The 16,158-nt window shown below is 41.8% G+C and carries 14 protein-coding genes and 3 tRNA genes; 9 read left to right on the plus strand and 8 right to left on the minus strand.

What is annotated here, in order from left to right; genetic code table 11:
• Positions 1–37: 37 nt before the first annotated feature.
• The gene (locus HHA42_RS00435; RefSeq protein WP_168418838.1) at positions 38–706 is read right to left on the minus strand and encodes a 50S ribosomal protein L11 methyltransferase; all 669 of its coding nucleotides are present in this window, start codon (positions 704–706) and stop codon (positions 38–40) included.
• A gap of 65 nt (positions 707–771) precedes the next feature.
• Positions 772–1,620 carry a bifunctional methylenetetrahydrofolate dehydrogenase/methenyltetrahydrofolate cyclohydrolase FolD gene (folD, locus tag HHA42_RS00440; protein WP_104488415.1) on the minus strand — a complete coding sequence of 283 codons (849 nt, stop codon included), beginning with the start codon at positions 1,618–1,620 and terminating at the stop codon, positions 772–774.
• Positions 1,621–1,773: 153 nt separating this feature from the next.
• Between folD and HHA42_RS00445 the strand changes: the two genes are divergently transcribed.
• The 3 genes from HHA42_RS00445 (at position 1,774) to HHA42_RS00455 (ending at position 2,792) form a co-directional block, all read left to right on the plus strand.
• A tRNA-Cys gene (locus HHA42_RS00445) sits at positions 1,774–1,847 on the plus strand.
• A 15-nt stretch (positions 1,848–1,862) separates the two neighbouring features.
• Positions 1,863–1,948: transfer RNA gene (locus HHA42_RS00450), tRNA-Leu, on the plus strand.
• Positions 1,949–2,060: 112 nt separating this feature from the next.
• Positions 2,061–2,792, plus strand: coding sequence for a hypothetical protein (locus HHA42_RS00455; RefSeq protein WP_168418839.1), 732 nt, complete (start codon positions 2,061–2,063; stop codon positions 2,790–2,792).
• A 75-nt stretch (positions 2,793–2,867) separates the two neighbouring features.
• On the opposite strand, the gene HHA42_RS00460 is transcribed toward HHA42_RS00455, so the two are convergent.
• Positions 2,868–4,652, minus strand: coding sequence for an alkaline phosphatase D family protein (locus tag HHA42_RS00460; protein WP_168525051.1), 1,785 nt, complete (start codon positions 4,650–4,652; stop codon positions 2,868–2,870).
• 210 nt (positions 4,653–4,862) lie between these two features.
• Between HHA42_RS00460 and HHA42_RS00465 the strand changes: the two genes are divergently transcribed.
• Both HHA42_RS00465 and HHA42_RS00470 read left to right on the plus strand, forming a co-directional pair.
• Positions 4,863–4,948: transfer RNA gene (locus HHA42_RS00465), tRNA-Leu, on the plus strand.
• A gap of 111 nt (positions 4,949–5,059) precedes the next feature.
• A complete protein-coding gene (locus HHA42_RS00470) occupies positions 5,060–5,479 on the plus strand; it encodes a hypothetical protein (protein ID WP_168461408.1) in 420 nt (139 codons plus the stop codon).
• Positions 5,480–5,519: 40 nt separating this feature from the next.
• On the opposite strand, the gene HHA42_RS00475 is transcribed toward HHA42_RS00470, so the two are convergent.
• The 4 genes from HHA42_RS00475 to rlmE form a co-directional block, all read right to left on the minus strand.
• Complete coding sequence (locus HHA42_RS00475) at positions 5,520–5,834, minus strand: DUF5713 family protein (RefSeq protein WP_168461407.1); 315 nt, start codon at positions 5,832–5,834, stop codon at positions 5,520–5,522.
• Positions 5,835–5,949: 115 nt separating this feature from the next.
• Entirely contained in the window at positions 5,950–6,801 is an 852-nt protein-coding gene (gene folP / locus HHA42_RS00480) for a dihydropteroate synthase (RefSeq protein WP_216076790.1), read from the minus strand.
• Positions 6,802–6,988: 187 nt separating this feature from the next.
• Positions 6,989–8,878 (minus strand): ATP-dependent zinc metalloprotease FtsH, encoded by a 1,890-nt coding sequence (ftsH, locus tag HHA42_RS00485; RefSeq protein ID WP_168418843.1) that lies wholly within the window; start codon positions 8,876–8,878, stop codon positions 6,989–6,991.
• A 136-nt stretch (positions 8,879–9,014) separates the two neighbouring features.
• Positions 9,015–9,665, minus strand: coding sequence for a 23S rRNA (uridine(2552)-2'-O)-methyltransferase RlmE (gene rlmE / locus HHA42_RS00490; protein WP_168418844.1), 651 nt, complete (start codon positions 9,663–9,665; stop codon positions 9,015–9,017).
• 297 nt (positions 9,666–9,962) lie between these two features.
• On the opposite strand from rlmE, the gene yhbY reads away from it, so the two are divergent.
• Positions 9,963–10,286, plus strand: coding sequence for a ribosome assembly RNA-binding protein YhbY (yhbY, locus tag HHA42_RS00495; protein WP_168418845.1), 324 nt, complete (start codon positions 9,963–9,965; stop codon positions 10,284–10,286).
• Between the two features lie 9 nt (positions 10,287–10,295).
• Entirely contained in the window at positions 10,296–10,835 is a 540-nt protein-coding gene (locus tag HHA42_RS00500; RefSeq protein ID WP_070153929.1) for a DOMON-like domain-containing protein, read from the plus strand.
• 123 nt (positions 10,836–10,958) lie between these two features.
• On the opposite strand, the gene HHA42_RS00505 is transcribed toward HHA42_RS00500, so the two are convergent.
• Positions 10,959–11,438, minus strand: a complete 480-nt coding sequence (locus tag HHA42_RS00505; RefSeq protein ID WP_168418846.1) for a hypothetical protein — start codon at positions 11,436–11,438, stop codon at positions 10,959–10,961.
• 323 nt (positions 11,439–11,761) lie between these two features.
• Between HHA42_RS00505 and carA the strand changes: the two genes are divergently transcribed.
• Positions 11,762–12,901 carry a glutamine-hydrolyzing carbamoyl-phosphate synthase small subunit gene (carA, locus tag HHA42_RS00510; protein WP_168418847.1) on the plus strand — a complete coding sequence of 380 codons (1,140 nt, stop codon included), beginning with the start codon at positions 11,762–11,764 and terminating at the stop codon, positions 12,899–12,901.
• A gap of 15 nt (positions 12,902–12,916) precedes the next feature.
• Entirely contained in the window at positions 12,917–16,147 is a 3,231-nt protein-coding gene (carB, locus tag HHA42_RS00515) for a carbamoyl-phosphate synthase large subunit (RefSeq protein WP_168418848.1), read from the plus strand.
• Positions 16,148–16,158 lie beyond the last annotated feature (11 nt).

Raw genomic sequence — 16,158 nt, forward strand, 5'->3', positions numbered from 1 at the left:
ATATAACGACAATATCTAAAATATAAGACGTGATGATTTATCGCGTCTTATAAAAACTCACATTACGAAACTCTTTGGCCTCATCTAAATCTGGCCAGGTGGTCGCACTGCGTTCATCTATTTTTATATATTGTGGATGGCTAAAATTTTTCACACGACTGTCTGCCACCCACACTTCGGGTGCAAACTTTAAAAATTCATCTAAAAAAAAACGATTGCATTGGTCATACAACACATCTGCTGCCAACAATACATCCACTTGCTCGGCTTGATACAGGTCATCTAAATACTCAAGCGCGACATCATTTAATTCTGCGTTGGCACGACAAGCCGCCAGACTCACTGGGTCAATATCACAGCAAATCACTCGTTTTGCACCTGCCATTTTAGCCGCAATAGCCACCACACCAGAACCTGAGCCAAAGTCCAAAACCACCTTATCTTTGACATGCTGCGGCTCTGCCAGCAACCATTGCGCCATAGCGAGTCCAGAAGCCCAACAGAAAATCCAGTACGGCGTATCATTCCAAATACGACGAATCACTTCATCATCAAGCTTATCGGTAGGAAATACAGGCGGAATAAGCCACAGTGAAATAGCGGTTTCTGGCAACTGCTGAGCCTGCAATTCACAATTTGGTATCACATCATGCAAAGCGTGTATAAGATGCTCAGGCGCTTGAAGAAATTGAAAGGTACAGCTCATTGGTTTTTATTCGTTTTAATTTAAAAAAAGTCCCCTCTCCTTCTTAAAGGAGAGGGAGAATAGACTTAACCTAAAGCTTTCTCAGCAGCTTCAACCGTTTGACGAATTAATGTCGTAATTGTCATTGGGCCAACACCACCCGGTACAGGCGTATATGCAGAAGCGATTTCTTCAATCCCTTGTAGTTGAATATCACCCACACCGCCACCATCACGTGGATGGAAACCGGCATCAACCACTACCGCACCCGGCTTAATCCAGTCTTTTTGAATCAATTCTGCTTTACCAACAGCACCCACAATAATGTCGGCCTGTTTTACAAAGTCTGCCAAGTTTTGTGTACGTGAATGGCAAGTTGTTACCGTTGCATTGGCTTCAAGCAGCATCGCAGCCATTGGTTTACCTAAAATTGCTGAACGACCAACAACAACAGCATGTTTGCCTGCAATTTCAATGTTGTTTTCTTTTAAGATGGTCATAATGCCTGCTGGTGTTGCAGAACCATAAGCAGCTTCGCCCATCGCCATACGTCCATAACCAAGGCAAGTTACACCATCTACATCTTTTTCAAGCGAAATTGCATCAAAGCAAGCACGCTCATCAATTTGCGCAGGAACTGGATGTTGCAACAAAATACCGTGCACATCCGGATTCGCATTCAATTTTTCAATTTCTGCCAAAAGTTGTTCTGTGGTGGTTTCTGTAGGCAATTCCACCTTTAAAGAATCCATGCCCACACGGCGGCAAGCATTGCCTTTCATGCGCACATAAGTTGCAGATGCACCGTCATCACCGACCAAAATAGTCGCTAGAATTGGGGTACGACCTGATTTTGCTTTTAACGCTTCTACACGTGTTAACAGATCAGCTTCAATTTGTTTTGCCAATGCACGACCGTCTAAAATTAATGCCACGGCACATCTCCAAATGTTGATATGAATCAATTTTGCAAATAATACATGATTATTTAGACTATTTTATTCTATATGCCGAATTAATGTGCATCTGCTCATTTAATAGTATTGTTTTTTTTTCAGAGCTTGCTAATATACGCATCAACAAGACGTGGCGGGGTGGCAGAGTGGTCATGCAGCGGACTGCAACTCCGTGGACGCCGGTTCGATTCCGACCTCCGCCTCCAATCTTGTAAAACTATGCCCGAGTGGTGAAATCGGTAGACACAGGGGATTTAAAATCCCCCGCCCACAAAGCGTGCCAGTTCGAGTCTGGCCTCGGGCACCATTTTAAAACACATTAAAATGGTGCAAGTAAAGAACCCAGCATTTAGCTGGTTTTTTTATGCCTGCGATTTAGCCCTCTCCTATCCATATTCATTTCTCTGTATGACCTGCCTATGAAGCCCCAACAAGCACTGCTTTATGTGCAGCAATTACAGCAACAATACCCTGCTGCCTTTAAACAAAATATTTTGTTTTACGGTTTTATACAAAGCAAAGGCATGCTGGATGAATGGAAAGAGTTTATTCCATGGCTCTTGGCCTGTATGATTTTTATTCCTATTTCGATCAGTTTAGCTTTGGGGATTCAAAACACCACAGCACAGTATGATGCTTTTCAAGCCAAAGCCTTGTCTATTTTAGCTATTATGCTCGGCTTTATGCTGCTATTGCCTTATGTGTTGTATCAGATCAAACATAGCTCTGCATCGTGGTATCAGTTTCAGCAACACGCCCCACTCAAAATTGCAGTCTTGATTATTTTACAAGCGCTAAATTTTGCCTATTTTCAAAGTACAATTCTGCAAGGAGTTCTTTTCTTTTTTTGCATCAGTTTTGGCTTTGTGCGCTTGTATAAAGAAAATATGTTTCGTGACCACGCCAGTCTGGAACAAAAATATTGTTTAACTCAGATTCGTCGTGCTGCTTACTGGTCGTATCGTCAGGCTGCTAAAATTCAATTCCGTTTATATTTCACCAATAAAAATAGCCCCCGCTTTACACAACTCACTCAGCAATATCAGCAAGCACTTGAGTTACATCAACAGATTATGCAGGCCGAGCAAGCCTTATGTAAAAGTATTAAATACATTGATTTAGACAGTTATATTCAAGATAAACTGGATTAAAAATCATCTCTTTCATCCAACTTATCTATAAAAAAACCGAGCAACTTGCGCTCGGTTTTTTTAGAACATATAAATTTAGGCCGATTTTGCAACATCGATGATTGGATTCAATTGAACATCATAAGTCATTTGATGAGCACGTATTTCATCAAGTTTATATTCGCTTGCTTTCACGGTATTCACAAACTTCCAGTCAGCCACCACCTGAGTATGATCAAAAGCCACAGTTAAATAACCACGCTGATTTAAATTGCAATAATTCAGCTCATCAATCAGTTCTTTAAATGCATATTCCAACTCTGCCATTTCTGCTGCAGTCACATTTAAGTAATACTCAATTCCTGGCGATGATACGGAACTGGTCGCAAGCTCTACCCCAACCACATGATTGCTATTTTGTGGATGTAAACTGGATGCCCAAGCATTATGCGTATCACCCGCCAACACTACCGCTTTTTTGCCTAACTGTTGCAAGGTACCATACACAACTTCGCGCTCGTAGGCATAACCATCCCAGGCATCTAAGTTATAGGGTGCAACTGTACTCAAACGTGCTTTATCCATTGCTGATAGCGTAGGATCACCAGCTTTTAAACGCATTTTCAGTGTGAGTAAATCAGCAATTTTTTGTTTAATCTGTGCAAGCGTTTCTACAGTAGCATTGCCACTGGTCACTTGTTCTAAAAGCAATAACAGCTCTTGTGGAATAAACATCTTAGACATCAATACTTGTTGGCCCAACACATTCCATTTGGCAGTGGACTGCATCAATTGTGCTTGTAACCATTGCAGTTGTTTTACGCCCAATAAACTACGGCTATTGCTGCTTAAATCAGCCATAAATCGGGCAGCATCCATACCTGTTGCCGTCATATAATCTGCATAATCTAATTGCTTATGGCGTGCCAAAATACGGGTATCCAGCATCATCAAATTGACCAAACCACCAAAATCAAATTGACGATAAATATTTAAGTGATCATTTTCTGCAACTGGACGAATCGGCATCCATTCAAAATAGGCTTTCAAGGCTGCAATCTGGCGCGCTATGAAGCTCCCTTCACTCTCTTGATGGTTTGCCGCACCTTCTTGCCATGCATCATTACTAAGCTCATGGTCATCCCAAATCACAATAAACGGATGGCGTTGATGTGCAGCCTGTAAATCTAAATCAGTGCGATACAAGGCATAGCGCTTACGATAGTCATCTAGTTGAATGATTTCTTTATTATTGTCAGCAGCAAAACCGCGACCTAACGCTTCAGCATCTTCAGTTGCATACTCACCTTCCCCATATTCATAGATATAATCCCCCAAGTGAATAATCGCATCCAGATTATTTTCCTGTGCCATTTCTTTGTAAACATGAAAATAGCCTGCAGGGTAATTCGAGCATGAACAAATCGCAAATTTCACCTGATCGCTGCGTAAAGCCAATGTTTTGGTTTGCCCCACAGGTGAAATTGTCTTGCCAAAACGGAAACGGTAATAATAATTTGCCCCAGCCTGCAAACGGTCTGCATCAACCTTTACGGTAAAATCTTGCGCTGCAGTGGTCTGAACTTTTCCAGTACCAATAAGTTGTTTAAATTCTTGATCTGCTGAAATTTCCCATACAATTTCAAGGTGTGCTGTAGTGTCATTTGGTGTTACTCGTGTCCACAAAATGACACGGTCATGTAATGGATCACCACTAGCAACACCATGTAAAAACTCTACTTTGAGTGAGTTTTCCTTGCCATTTTCAATATTATTTTCATTGTCATCTCCACATGCGGTGAGTGCCACAGGCAACGACAATGCCCCTAAACTCGCCAAACTTTTTTGTAGCAGTTCACGGCGTGTAAGTTTAATTTTCATAAATTTGCCTTTTATTTTTCTAGAGCGCTCACCATAGAAATTAATGATTTCGCTTTGATCTCAAATTTATGAAATATTTATGACGGGCCTTAAAAAACCAATGTTTTAGTGCCATTTCAGCGCACTAATCGGTTGAATTGATTGAAAAGAAAGCAATTGTAAATAAATTTACTTGCCAAGATTTATTTCGTCCTCTATTATTGCGCACATGCCCGAGTGGTGAAATCGGTAGACACAGGGGATTTAAAATCCCCCGCCCACAAAGCGTGCCAGTTCGAGTCTGGCCTCGGGCACCATCTTTTTGCTATAAAATCGATGGTGCAAATAAAGAACCCAGCGAAAGCTGGTTTTTTTTATGTCTCATGAAAATACAATCTTAAAATAATAATTTATAGTGATCGTCAAAAATGCATCTACAACGTTGTGTTCATTATTTAAGTCTTACCTGTTTATGCGGCATGCTGAGTTTTATAAGCTATGCTCAATCCCCTACCACTCAAACAGCAACCCAAGCGGAAGGCCCGATTCAAACTGAATCAGCATTTTATGATTTATTTGCAGGGACTGTGCACAATCAACAACAAAAATTGCATTTGCGCCGTTGTAGCTTAGGAAGTGATATTTACAACCTAAACTTTCAAAACCCTGAAGATGAAAAACAGCTACGCAACCTGCTACAACAGAACACAAAGTTTTGGGTAAATGTGGTTGCACAAGTGAGTGAGCAAGATGGGCAATACTCACTCCATGTTCGGGAAATTGCAGAACTACATGAACAAGAAAGCTGTCATTTAAATGAGGTTTTAGATGAGCTATTCAGCGAATAATTAACTAAAACCACAAGATATTTAAAAAATGTAAAAATATTTACCAGGCCCGATTAGCGACCAAAGCTTCCATTTCAATGTCAAAATGACCCTGATCTTGCAGTACCATCATCATCGCTTCTGCAATATAGTCAGTTGCAGCATCATCTAAATCTGAATCTAAGTCTTGAAATTGTGGCTTCATTTGGTTAATCGCCTGCACTGTCTGATCTGCAAAGTAGTAAATATCAGTTTCCGAAACACCCGCTTGCGATACCTGTTTTGCAAAGCGCAAAATGAGTTGCTTAAGTTCAGCAACCAAAATATCTGGGTAGTATTCGTCATCAAACATCGGGAGAAGTAAATCTGCAAACATACAGGCACTCAAAAAAATACAGAGATTTAAGCGTGCCTATATACCATAAGCCTAGCCTTTATACTAGCTTAGGCAAAATTTCACAGGCCTGAATGATTTATTCAAGTACGTTTATTTAAGCACTTTGCATGGCTTGCCATATTTTAATGGCATCTGAGGTGGCTTTTACATCATGCGCACGTACCATACATGCACCTTGCTGAATACTAAGTAAATGCGCAGCCACTGACCCCACGGCACGCTCTGTAGCTTCTACCGCACCCGTAGCTTCACCAATAAAACGCTTACGCGACAATGCAGATAAGATTGGATAACCCATGCGATTGAGTTGATACAGCTCATTAAGCAATTTCAGGTTTTGCTGTGCATTTTTTGCAAAACCAAAACCTGGATCAATCATAATATTTTCAGGCTTTACACCTGCAGCCAGCGCATCTTGAACCCGTTGCTGCAACTCAGCAATCACGTCTTCCGTCACATCATCATATTGATCTAAATTATTCATGGTGGTCGGTTCGCCACGCATGTGCATAATGATCACAGGGATATTTAATTCAGCAGCCGTTTGCAGTGCATAAGGACGCGTCAAGGCACGCACATCATTCCAAATATGCGCACCAGCGTTTACTGCAGCACGAATTACCTCAGGCTGTGAGGTATCAATGGATAGCACCACATTATGTTGTGATAAGGCCTCAACCACAGGTACGACACGACTAATTTCTTCTTCAACACTTACAGGGCTCGCACCTGGGCGAGTTGACTCTCCCCCAATATCAATCACGGTCGCTCCTTCGGCCATCATTTCCAAAGCACGTGCTACAGCATCCTCTTTTTCATTATGACGACCACCATCACTAAACGAGTCTGGTGTCACGTTCAAAATTCCCATGACATGCGGTTGAGATAAATCCAAACTCAAACGTCCGCATTGCAATACACGTTTAGGCAATGGCATGAGCTGCATGCTGATCTTCCTGTTCATTTGAAAGTCGTATTTTAACAAGGCTAGTTTTTAAGATGTTGAATTCTTTTCACCCTCAAACCATTTTATAGCCTATAAGTACAAGATTGCGCACATGCTATAGCGATAAAAAAAGAGCCTTATTTAAAGGCTCTTTTTTAAATTCACAGCATTGCTTAGCGTGTTGGTATTAGCTTGCTGGCAATGGTGGCGGTGTGCTTGGGCCATCGTTTGGGGTTACATCAATTACAGGATTATCTGCAATATAAACCTTCGGTGGCTGTGGCTCACGACCTTCCATAATGTCACGGATTTGGTCACGATCAATCGTTTCCCATTCCAACAATGCTTTCACCATTGCATGTGCGATGTCTTGGTTATTTTCCAAAATATCACGCGCAACTCTGTATTGCTCATCAATGATACGGCGCACTTCAGCATCTACTTGCTGCTGAGTCGCTTCAGAAATTGTACGACTGCCTAGACTGCCCATGAACGACTGTTGTGTATCATCTTCATACACCATGACGCCCAGTTTGTCTGACATACCGTATTTCGTCACCATTGCACGGGCAAGTTTAGTTGCACGCTCAAAGTCGTTAGATGCACCTGTCGACATTTGATTAATAAAGACTTCTTCAGCAATACGACCACCAAACAAAATTGACAGATCATTCAGCATTTTGTCTTTGTAATGGCTAGTTTGGTCATGCTCAGGCAACTGCCAAGTCACACCCAATGCCCAACCACGCGGCATAATCGTAACTTTATGCACAGGGTCTGTACCTGGTAGCATTTCAGCGACAATCGCATGGCCTGCTTCGTGGTAAGCGGTCGCACGGCGCTCTTCTTCACGCAGTACCATCGACTTACGTTCAGGACCCATATACAACTTGTCTTTGGCGTCTTCAAAGTCGTGCATATCTACCGTATTTTTATTACGGCGTGCAGCAAACAATGCAGCTTCATTCACAAGGTTTGCCAATTGTGCACCTGAGAAGCCTGGTGTACCACGTGCCAATACTTTGACATCTACACCCGTAACTGAAGGTAACTTTTTCAAGTGTACATTCAGAATTTGCTCACGACCTTTAATGTCAGGCAAGCCAACCATCACTTGACGGTCAAAACGGCCAGGACGTAACAAGGCTTTATCCAGTACATCGGCACGGTTCGTCGCAGCGATGACAATAATACCTTCATTGCCTTCAAAACCGTCCATTTCTACCAGCATCTGGTTCAATGTTTGCTCACGCTCATCGTGACCACCACCTGTACCTGAACCACGATGACGACCAACTGCATCAATCTCATCAATAAAGATAATACATGGCGCATGGCGTTTGGCTTGCTCGAACATATCACGAACACGAGACGCACCCACACCTACAAACATTTCAACAAAGTCAGAACCTGAAATACTAAAGAACGGAACTTTCGCTTCGCCTGCAATGGCTTTAGCAAGTAAGGTTTTACCTGTACCTGGTGGGCCAACCATCAACACGCCTTTAGGAATTGTTGCACCTAGACGCTTGAATTTTGCAGGGTCTTTTAAGAAATCTACAATTTCAACTACTTCTTGTTTTGCTTCATCACAACCCGCAACATCTGCAAATGTGACTTTAATTTGGTCTTCAGACAACATTTTAGCTTTAGATTTACCAAAGCTCATCGGGCCGTTTTTACCACCTGCACCGCCACCCATGTTGCGCATAAAGAACATGAATAACAAAATGATTAAAAGTACAGGGAAACTTGCGATCAATAGTTGCATTAACAAACCTTGACGTTGAGGTGCAGTACCTTCAACAACAACGTTGTTTTTAATCAGATTCGGCATCAGTTCAGGGTCTTGAACTGCTGGACGAATGCTTTCAAAGGACGAGCCGTTGACTTTTTCGCCACTAATTCTTTCGCCATCAATTGTGACTTGCTTAATTTGACCAGCATTCACCGCTGTAACAAACTCTGAGTAGTTCATTGCAGTTGGCTTTTCACTGTTATTGATGTTGCTGAAAATTAGAATCAGCACACCAAGTATAATCAGCCACAATACGGCATTCTTGAAGAGATCGCTCAAAGCTTTATTCCCATATCAATCTAATTTGATCATGCCCGTTACTGGGTGACCTTTCATTCAAAAAGCTGAAGATCAGCTAGACAATTCGTTAAAAACGTACAAAATGCACAATTTTTAACGGCTTGGCAAGTAAACTTTATTTAGACGCCTTTTTACGTCCTTGTCCAATAAGGAATACTTCTTTGGAACGCGCCCGTGAAGCAGCGGGTTTTGCTGTCTTTAGAACATCAAAACTGTCCACGACCTGTTTACGAAATTCGTCAAACCCCGAACCTTGGAACACTTTGACCACAAACTGGCCATTGGGTCCCAATACACGGTTGGCAAAATCGAGCGCCAACTCGCATAAGTAAATTTGACGCGGTTGATCTACAGCTTTATTACCTGATGTATTGGGGGCCATATCAGAAATTACAACGTCTACCGTGCGTCCGTTTAAAATATTTAACAATTTTTCGAACACTTCCTCTTCACGGAAGTCACCTTGTAAAAAGGTCACATCTGGTAGTGCGTCCATTTCCAAAATATCGGAAGCAATCACCAAGCCTTTGTCGCCCACAAGTTGCCCTGCAATTTGTGACCAACTGCCTGGAGCAGCACCTAAGTCCACCACAGTCATACCGGGTTTGATCAGTTTATATTTTTCTTGAATCTCAAGTAGTTTGTATGCAGCACGTGCACGATACCCTTCTTTTTGTGCTCGTTTCACAAAGGGATCATCTAAGTGCTCTCTCATCCACGCACGACTACTTTTGGATAACTTTTGGTTGGTAATGCGTGTTGCCATAACTCTCTTAATAATGAATAGACATCTAAATTGCGATTGTACGTGAAAATTCACCCGCTTGCAGTAGACATCTGTATCTAAATACCAAGAACTGACCTATTTTTTCTATTAAATCCATCGCTTATTTCTGTACTGAGGCTTAAAAAAGTCACTTTGACTGTTACAGAGAAATATCACCAAGTATTCAGTTTCAATATTTCTACATGGCAGTAAGATCACAGATTATTTGCATAGAATTTACAGCGTTTCAAACTGGCTTTTGTTATACTAAGCCGTTTTTAAAATTAGGTTATCTTTATGGCGGCTCTATCTATTCAGGAACGCAAGCGTTTACGTCAAATTGGTCATGCACTCAACCCTGTAGTGATGATTGGCGGGCAAGGTTTGACTGAAAATGTGATTGAAGAAACCAACCGTGCTTTAAACGATCACGAATTGATTAAAGTCAAAATTGGCGGTGAAGACCGTGAGGTACGTGCAGCTGTGATTACTGAAATTGCAGCAGCAACAGGTTCTGAAGTGGTACAAAGCATTGGTAAAATTGTCTTACTCTACAAAAAAGCAGCCAAACAAAATGCTAAATTATCTAATTTAGTTCGCCACGCTCACTTGTCTAACTAATCTCCCTCAATGGCAAGTTACGAACTCAGTGCTTTTAATCGTCAATTTCAGGCCATTTCTTTGGTCGGTGCAATTGAACAACAAAGCCCATTTACGTTAAATGTAGGCTTTTGGCTGCGCGATCCAAATCAGTGGGTCGAATGGCCTGCTTTGGTAGCGTCACATCCACGTCAGGATTTTTTGTGGGAACACACCTGCTTTGAAATTTTCATTGGGGTTCAGGGCGAAGATTTTTATCGTGAAATCAATTTATCCCCTTCTCAAGCTTGGCAAGCCTACGCCTTTGAAGAGTATCGTTATCCTGAGCAAATGCCGCCCGTGGCTGCTTACGATATTGAACTGAATCAGCTGAAACGCACACATTATGGTTTGAATGTGAGTCTGGATTTAACCGAATTTATGCTGAAACATAAACTAAAATGGACGGATTTGTTTATAGGTCTGACGGCAGTGCTAAAAACCAGTCAGGGCGAACAGTTTTATGCCATGCAACACAGCAGTCCTGCAGCCGATTTTCATAATAAACGAGATTGGTTACATCAGTTCTAATCTTGTCTAGTTTCAAAATGCGTAATCAGATTTTCATTTTGTACTTGAGCAGAAATTTGAATAAAAAAAGTGAGGCCGAACCTCACTTTTTTTATGGCTGATTAGGCTATAAGTCTTACTTGTTTAAGCTTGATCAGTCTCGTCATTCGTTTCTGTTTTTTGTGGATTAACTTTTTTCCACGCTTCCAAAGTGTGTTCTTTAGAACGCTGAAACGTTTCAACCAATTGGTCTTTATGTTTCACTGAAATGCTGCTGACATCTTCTTTCAACTCTTTACCCAGTTTAGAAAGATCATCAATAATTGCGCTAAATTCAGTTTTCACAAACTCTTTTAACTCACCTAAGTCTTTAGGTGAACCACCAAACTGTGCTTTCAATGCTTCAATTTTTTGCAATACATCTTGCTTTAATTGACCCAATTGCTCTTGCACACTAGCATTTAATTGCTTCGCTTCGTTTTGCAGTTTTTCCTGCGTTTCAGCGACAACTTCTAGCACCTGTTCTTTGGCATCATGAGTGACTTTTTCAAGCTTTTCAGCACCCTCATGCACCGCATCTTTGATTGCTTTATTGTCAGCTACTGATTTTTCTTGTTCAGTCATTTTGCTTCACCCAAGGTCGTTGTTGTTTATATTTTCAGCATAAGTGAATTTGCTCGAATATGGGTTTTGTATTGTTAGACAATCGTAGATTACTTACATTTTACTACATTGCTAAAACATAAATCGGCTAAAGAAAGCAAGCCCTTTATCTTACATATTCATCAGAAACTGAATGGACTTTTGGCGAGCTCATGCGTATAATGCAATGTTAAGTTCAAGCGAGCAGACATAGGAGGGTAGGTTTAAACATTGACCTTCCTTTTTTTTCGTCTACTCGCTTTTTTACAGCCCTATTTTTGTGGTTTTAGTTCAGGAGCTTTGGTTTGAGCACCCCCGCCATTTTAGCCCTTGCCGACGGTACAATCTTTAAAGGTACGTCTATCGGTGCAACGGGAAGTACGACTGGTGAAGTCGTTTTTAACACTGCCATGACTGGCTATCAAGAAATTTTGACCGACCCGAGTTATGCACAGCAACTTGTGACTTTAACTTACCCGCACATTGGGAACACAGGTTGTAATGATGAAGATGTCGAGTCTGGTCGTATTCATAAAGTATGGGCAAACGGTTTAATTATCCGTGATTTGCCTTTACTACACAGTAACTTCCGTTCTAATCAATCTTTAGCGGAATATTTGCAAGCACACAACGTGGTTGCGATTGCAGATATTGATACCCGTAAATTGACCCGTATTTTACGTGCCAAAGGTGCGCAAAACGGCTGTATTCTTGCTGGTGAAAATATCACTGAAGAAGAAGCAATTGCTAAAGCACGTGCATTTGGCGGCTTAAACGGCTTAGATCTTGCAAAAGTATGTTGTGATCCTGAAGGTTTTGAATGGACTGAAGGTTCATGGGAACTTGGCAAAGGCTTTACTCAACCTGAACTTAAATATCATGTGGTTGCATACGATTACGGTGTCAAAACCAACATCCTGCGTATGCTGGCAGACCGCGGTTGTAAACTGACCGTTGTTCCTGCACAAACCCCTGCTGAAAAAGTCCTTGCATTAAACCCAGATGGCATTTTCTTATCAAATGGCCCTGGCGACCCAGCTGCATGTGACTACGCAATTGAAGCTGTAAAAACAATTGTAGAAACCACAAATACTCCTGTATTTGGTATCTGTTTAGGTCACCAAATCCTTGCGCTTGCATCGGGTGCAAAAACGATGAAAATGCCGCATGGTCACCATGGTGCAAACCATCCTGTACAAAACTTAGAAACAGGTACAGTGATGATTACTTCTCAGAACCACGGCTTCGCGGTAGATGAAAGTACCTTACCTAGCAATGTACGTGCAACGCACCGTTCATTGTTCGATGGCACAAACCAAGGTATTCATCGTACAGACAAGCCTGCATTTAGCTTCCAAGGTCACCCAGAAGCAAGTTCAGGTCCACATGACTGCGCACTCTTGTTCGATCATTTCATCGAACTTATTGAAGCCGCTAAGAAGTAATTAAGGAGCGAAATAATGCCTAAACGTACGGATATTAAAAGCATCTTAATTATTGGTGCTGGTCCTATTGTTATTGGTCAGGCTTGTGAGTTTGACTATTCTGGTGCTCAAGCATGTAAGGCACTTCGTGAAGAAGGTTACCGTGTTATTTTGGTCAACTCTAACCCAGCGACCATCATGACTGACCCTGCAATGGCAGATGCAACTTACATCGAACCAATCACTTGGCAAACTGTTGCAGCAATCATTGAAAAAGAACGTCCAGATGCAGTACTACCGACCATGGGTGGTCAAACTGCACTGAACTGTGCGCTTGCACTAGATGCCAACGGTATTTTAGAAAAATACAATGTTGAATTGATTGGTGCGACCAAAGACGCTATTGAAAAAGCTGAAGACCGCAAATTATTTGACCAAGCCATGCGCAAAATTGGTCTTGAATGTCCCAAAGCGGCAATTGCTGAATCTATGGAAGAAGCGCTTGAAATTCAATCTCGCTTCGGCTTCCCTGTAATTATTCGTCCATCATTCACCATGGGTGGTTCTGGTGGCGGTATTGCATACAACAAAGAAGAATTCCTAGAAATCTGTGAACGAGGTTTCGATCTTTCCCCAACCAAACAATTATTGATTGATGAATCATTGATTGGCTGGAAAGAATACGAAATGGAAGTTGTTCGTGACAAAAACGACAACTGTATTATCGTATGTTCAATTGAAAACTTTGACCCAATGGGCGTACACACAGGTGACTCAATTACCGTTGCACCTGCACAGACATTGACCGACAAAGAATACCAATTGATGCGTAATGCATCTTTAGCGGTACTTCGTGAAATTGGTGTAGAAACAGGTGGTTCTAACGTACAGTTCGGTATTTGTCCAAATACTGGCCGTATGGTTGTAATTGAGATGAACCCACGTGTATCACGTTCATCTGCGCTTGCATCTAAAGCAACAGGTTTCCCAATTGCAAAAGTTGCTGCGAAACTTGCTATTGGTTATACCCTAGATGAACTTAAAAACGACATCACAGGCGGTACAACCCCTGCGTCATTTGAACCATCAATTGACTACGTTGTAACTAAAGTTCCACGTTTCAACTTTGAAAAATTCCCACAAGCAGATGCGACTTTAACCACACAGATGAAATCTGTAGGTGAAGTGATGGCAATTGGCCGTAACTTCCAAGAGTCGATCAACAAAGCGCTTCGTGGTTTGGAAACTGGTTCTTGCGGTTTTGACGAACAAATTGAAGTGGGTGCTGAAGGCGCACGTGACAAAATTTTGGTTGAACTCAAAGTTCCTGGCCCAGAGCGTATTTGGTACGTGGCAGACGCTTTCCGTCATGGCTTCTCTGTAGAAGACGTATTCCAAGCGACCAAAATTGACAAATGGTTCCTCGTTCAGATTGAAGACATTGTTAAAACTGAAGAACAAATCAAATCTTTAGGTTTTGGTGACTTAACTGCTGAAAATGTACGTTCATTTAAACGCAAAGGTTTATCTGACTTACGTATTGCCAACTTGATGGGCATTTCACAAAAGCAATTCCGTAAACAACGTTGGAACATGGGTGTATATCCAGTTTACAAACGTGTAGATACCTGTGCTGCAGAGTTTGAATCTGACACTGCTTACATGTATTCAACTTACGATGAAGAGTGTGAATCAAATCCATCTACCAAAGACAAAATCATGGTCATTGGTGGCGGTCCAAACCGTATTGGTCAAGGTATCGAATTCGATTACTGCTGTGTACACGCAGCCCTTGCTATGCGTGAAGATGGTTACGAAACCATTATGGTGAACTGTAACCCTGAAACCGTATCTACCGATTACGACACTTCAGACCGTTTGTACTTTGAACCAATTACTTTGGAAGATGTACTTGAAATCGTACGTACAGAAAAGCCAAAAGGCATTATTGTGCAGTACGGTGGTCAAACTCCACTGAAATTGGCGCGCGCTTTAGAAGAAGCAGGTGCACCAATTATTGGTACATCACCAGATGCAATTGACCGTGCAGAAGACCGTGAACGTTTCCAACAAATGATTCAACGTCTGCAATTGCGTCAGCCGAATAACAGCATTGTAAAATCTGCTGAAGAAGGTATCGCAGAAGCAGCTAAAGTAGGTTATCCGTTAGTTGTTCGTCCATCTTATGTATTGGGTGGCCGTGCAATGGAAATCGTGTATAACGAAGAAGAACTTAAACGCTACTTGCGTGATGCAGTTCAAGCCTCTAACGATGCGCCTGTATTGTTAGACCGCTTCTTGGATGATGCGATTGAAGTTGACGTAGACTGCGTATCTGACGGTAAAGATGTGGTGATTGGCGGTATTATGCAGCACATCGAACAAGCAGGTATTCACTCTGGTGACTCTGCATGTTCAATTCCACCTTATTCATTGTCAGATGAAGTACAGGACGAAATGCGTCGTCAAACTGTTGCAATGGCAAAAGAATTGGGCGTTATTGGCTTGATGAACGTACAGTTTGCCGTTAAAGGCAATGACGTTTATATCTTAGAAGTGAACCCACGTGCATCACGTACTGTGCCATTCGTTTCTAAGTGTATTGGCGAATCATTGGCTAAAGTTGCAGCACGTTGTATGGCGGGTCAGTCTTTAGAAGCGCAAGGCTTTACTAAAGAAATCATTCCGCAACACTTCTCTGTAAAAGAAGCCGTGTTCCCATTCAACAAGTTCCCTGGTGTAGACCCAGTGCTTGGGCCTGAGATGAAATCTACAGGTGAAGTGATGGGTGTGGGTAAAACTTTTGGTGAAGCATTCTATAAAGCTGTGTTAGGCTCGAATGATCGCTTACCAGGTATCCCAACTGAAGGCGAAGTAAAACATGCATTCTTGTCTGTACGTGAGTCAGATAAACCGCATGTGGCACGTATTGCAAAACAACTGGCTGATTTTGGCTTCAAACTTGTTGCAACAGGTGGTACACACAAAGTAATCACTGATGCAGGTATTGAGTGTGAACGTGTGAACAAAGTGACTGAAGGTCGCCCACACATTGTAGACCGCTTGAAAAATGGTGAGATTCACCTCATCATCAATACATCTGAAGGCAAGCAAGCACAGCAGGATTCGTTCTCAATCCGTCGTTCTGCATTACAAGGTAAAGTGTATTACACCACAACTTTGAATGGTGCAGATGCCGTTTGCCAAGCTTTAGCAATCAAATTACCAATGGATGTATATCGCCTGCAAGACCTTACTGTAGGTTAATACATTTATGA

This window comes from Acinetobacter sp. A3 (genome assembly GCF_012371415.1).
Classification (GTDB): Bacteria; Pseudomonadota; Gammaproteobacteria; order Pseudomonadales; family Moraxellaceae; genus Acinetobacter.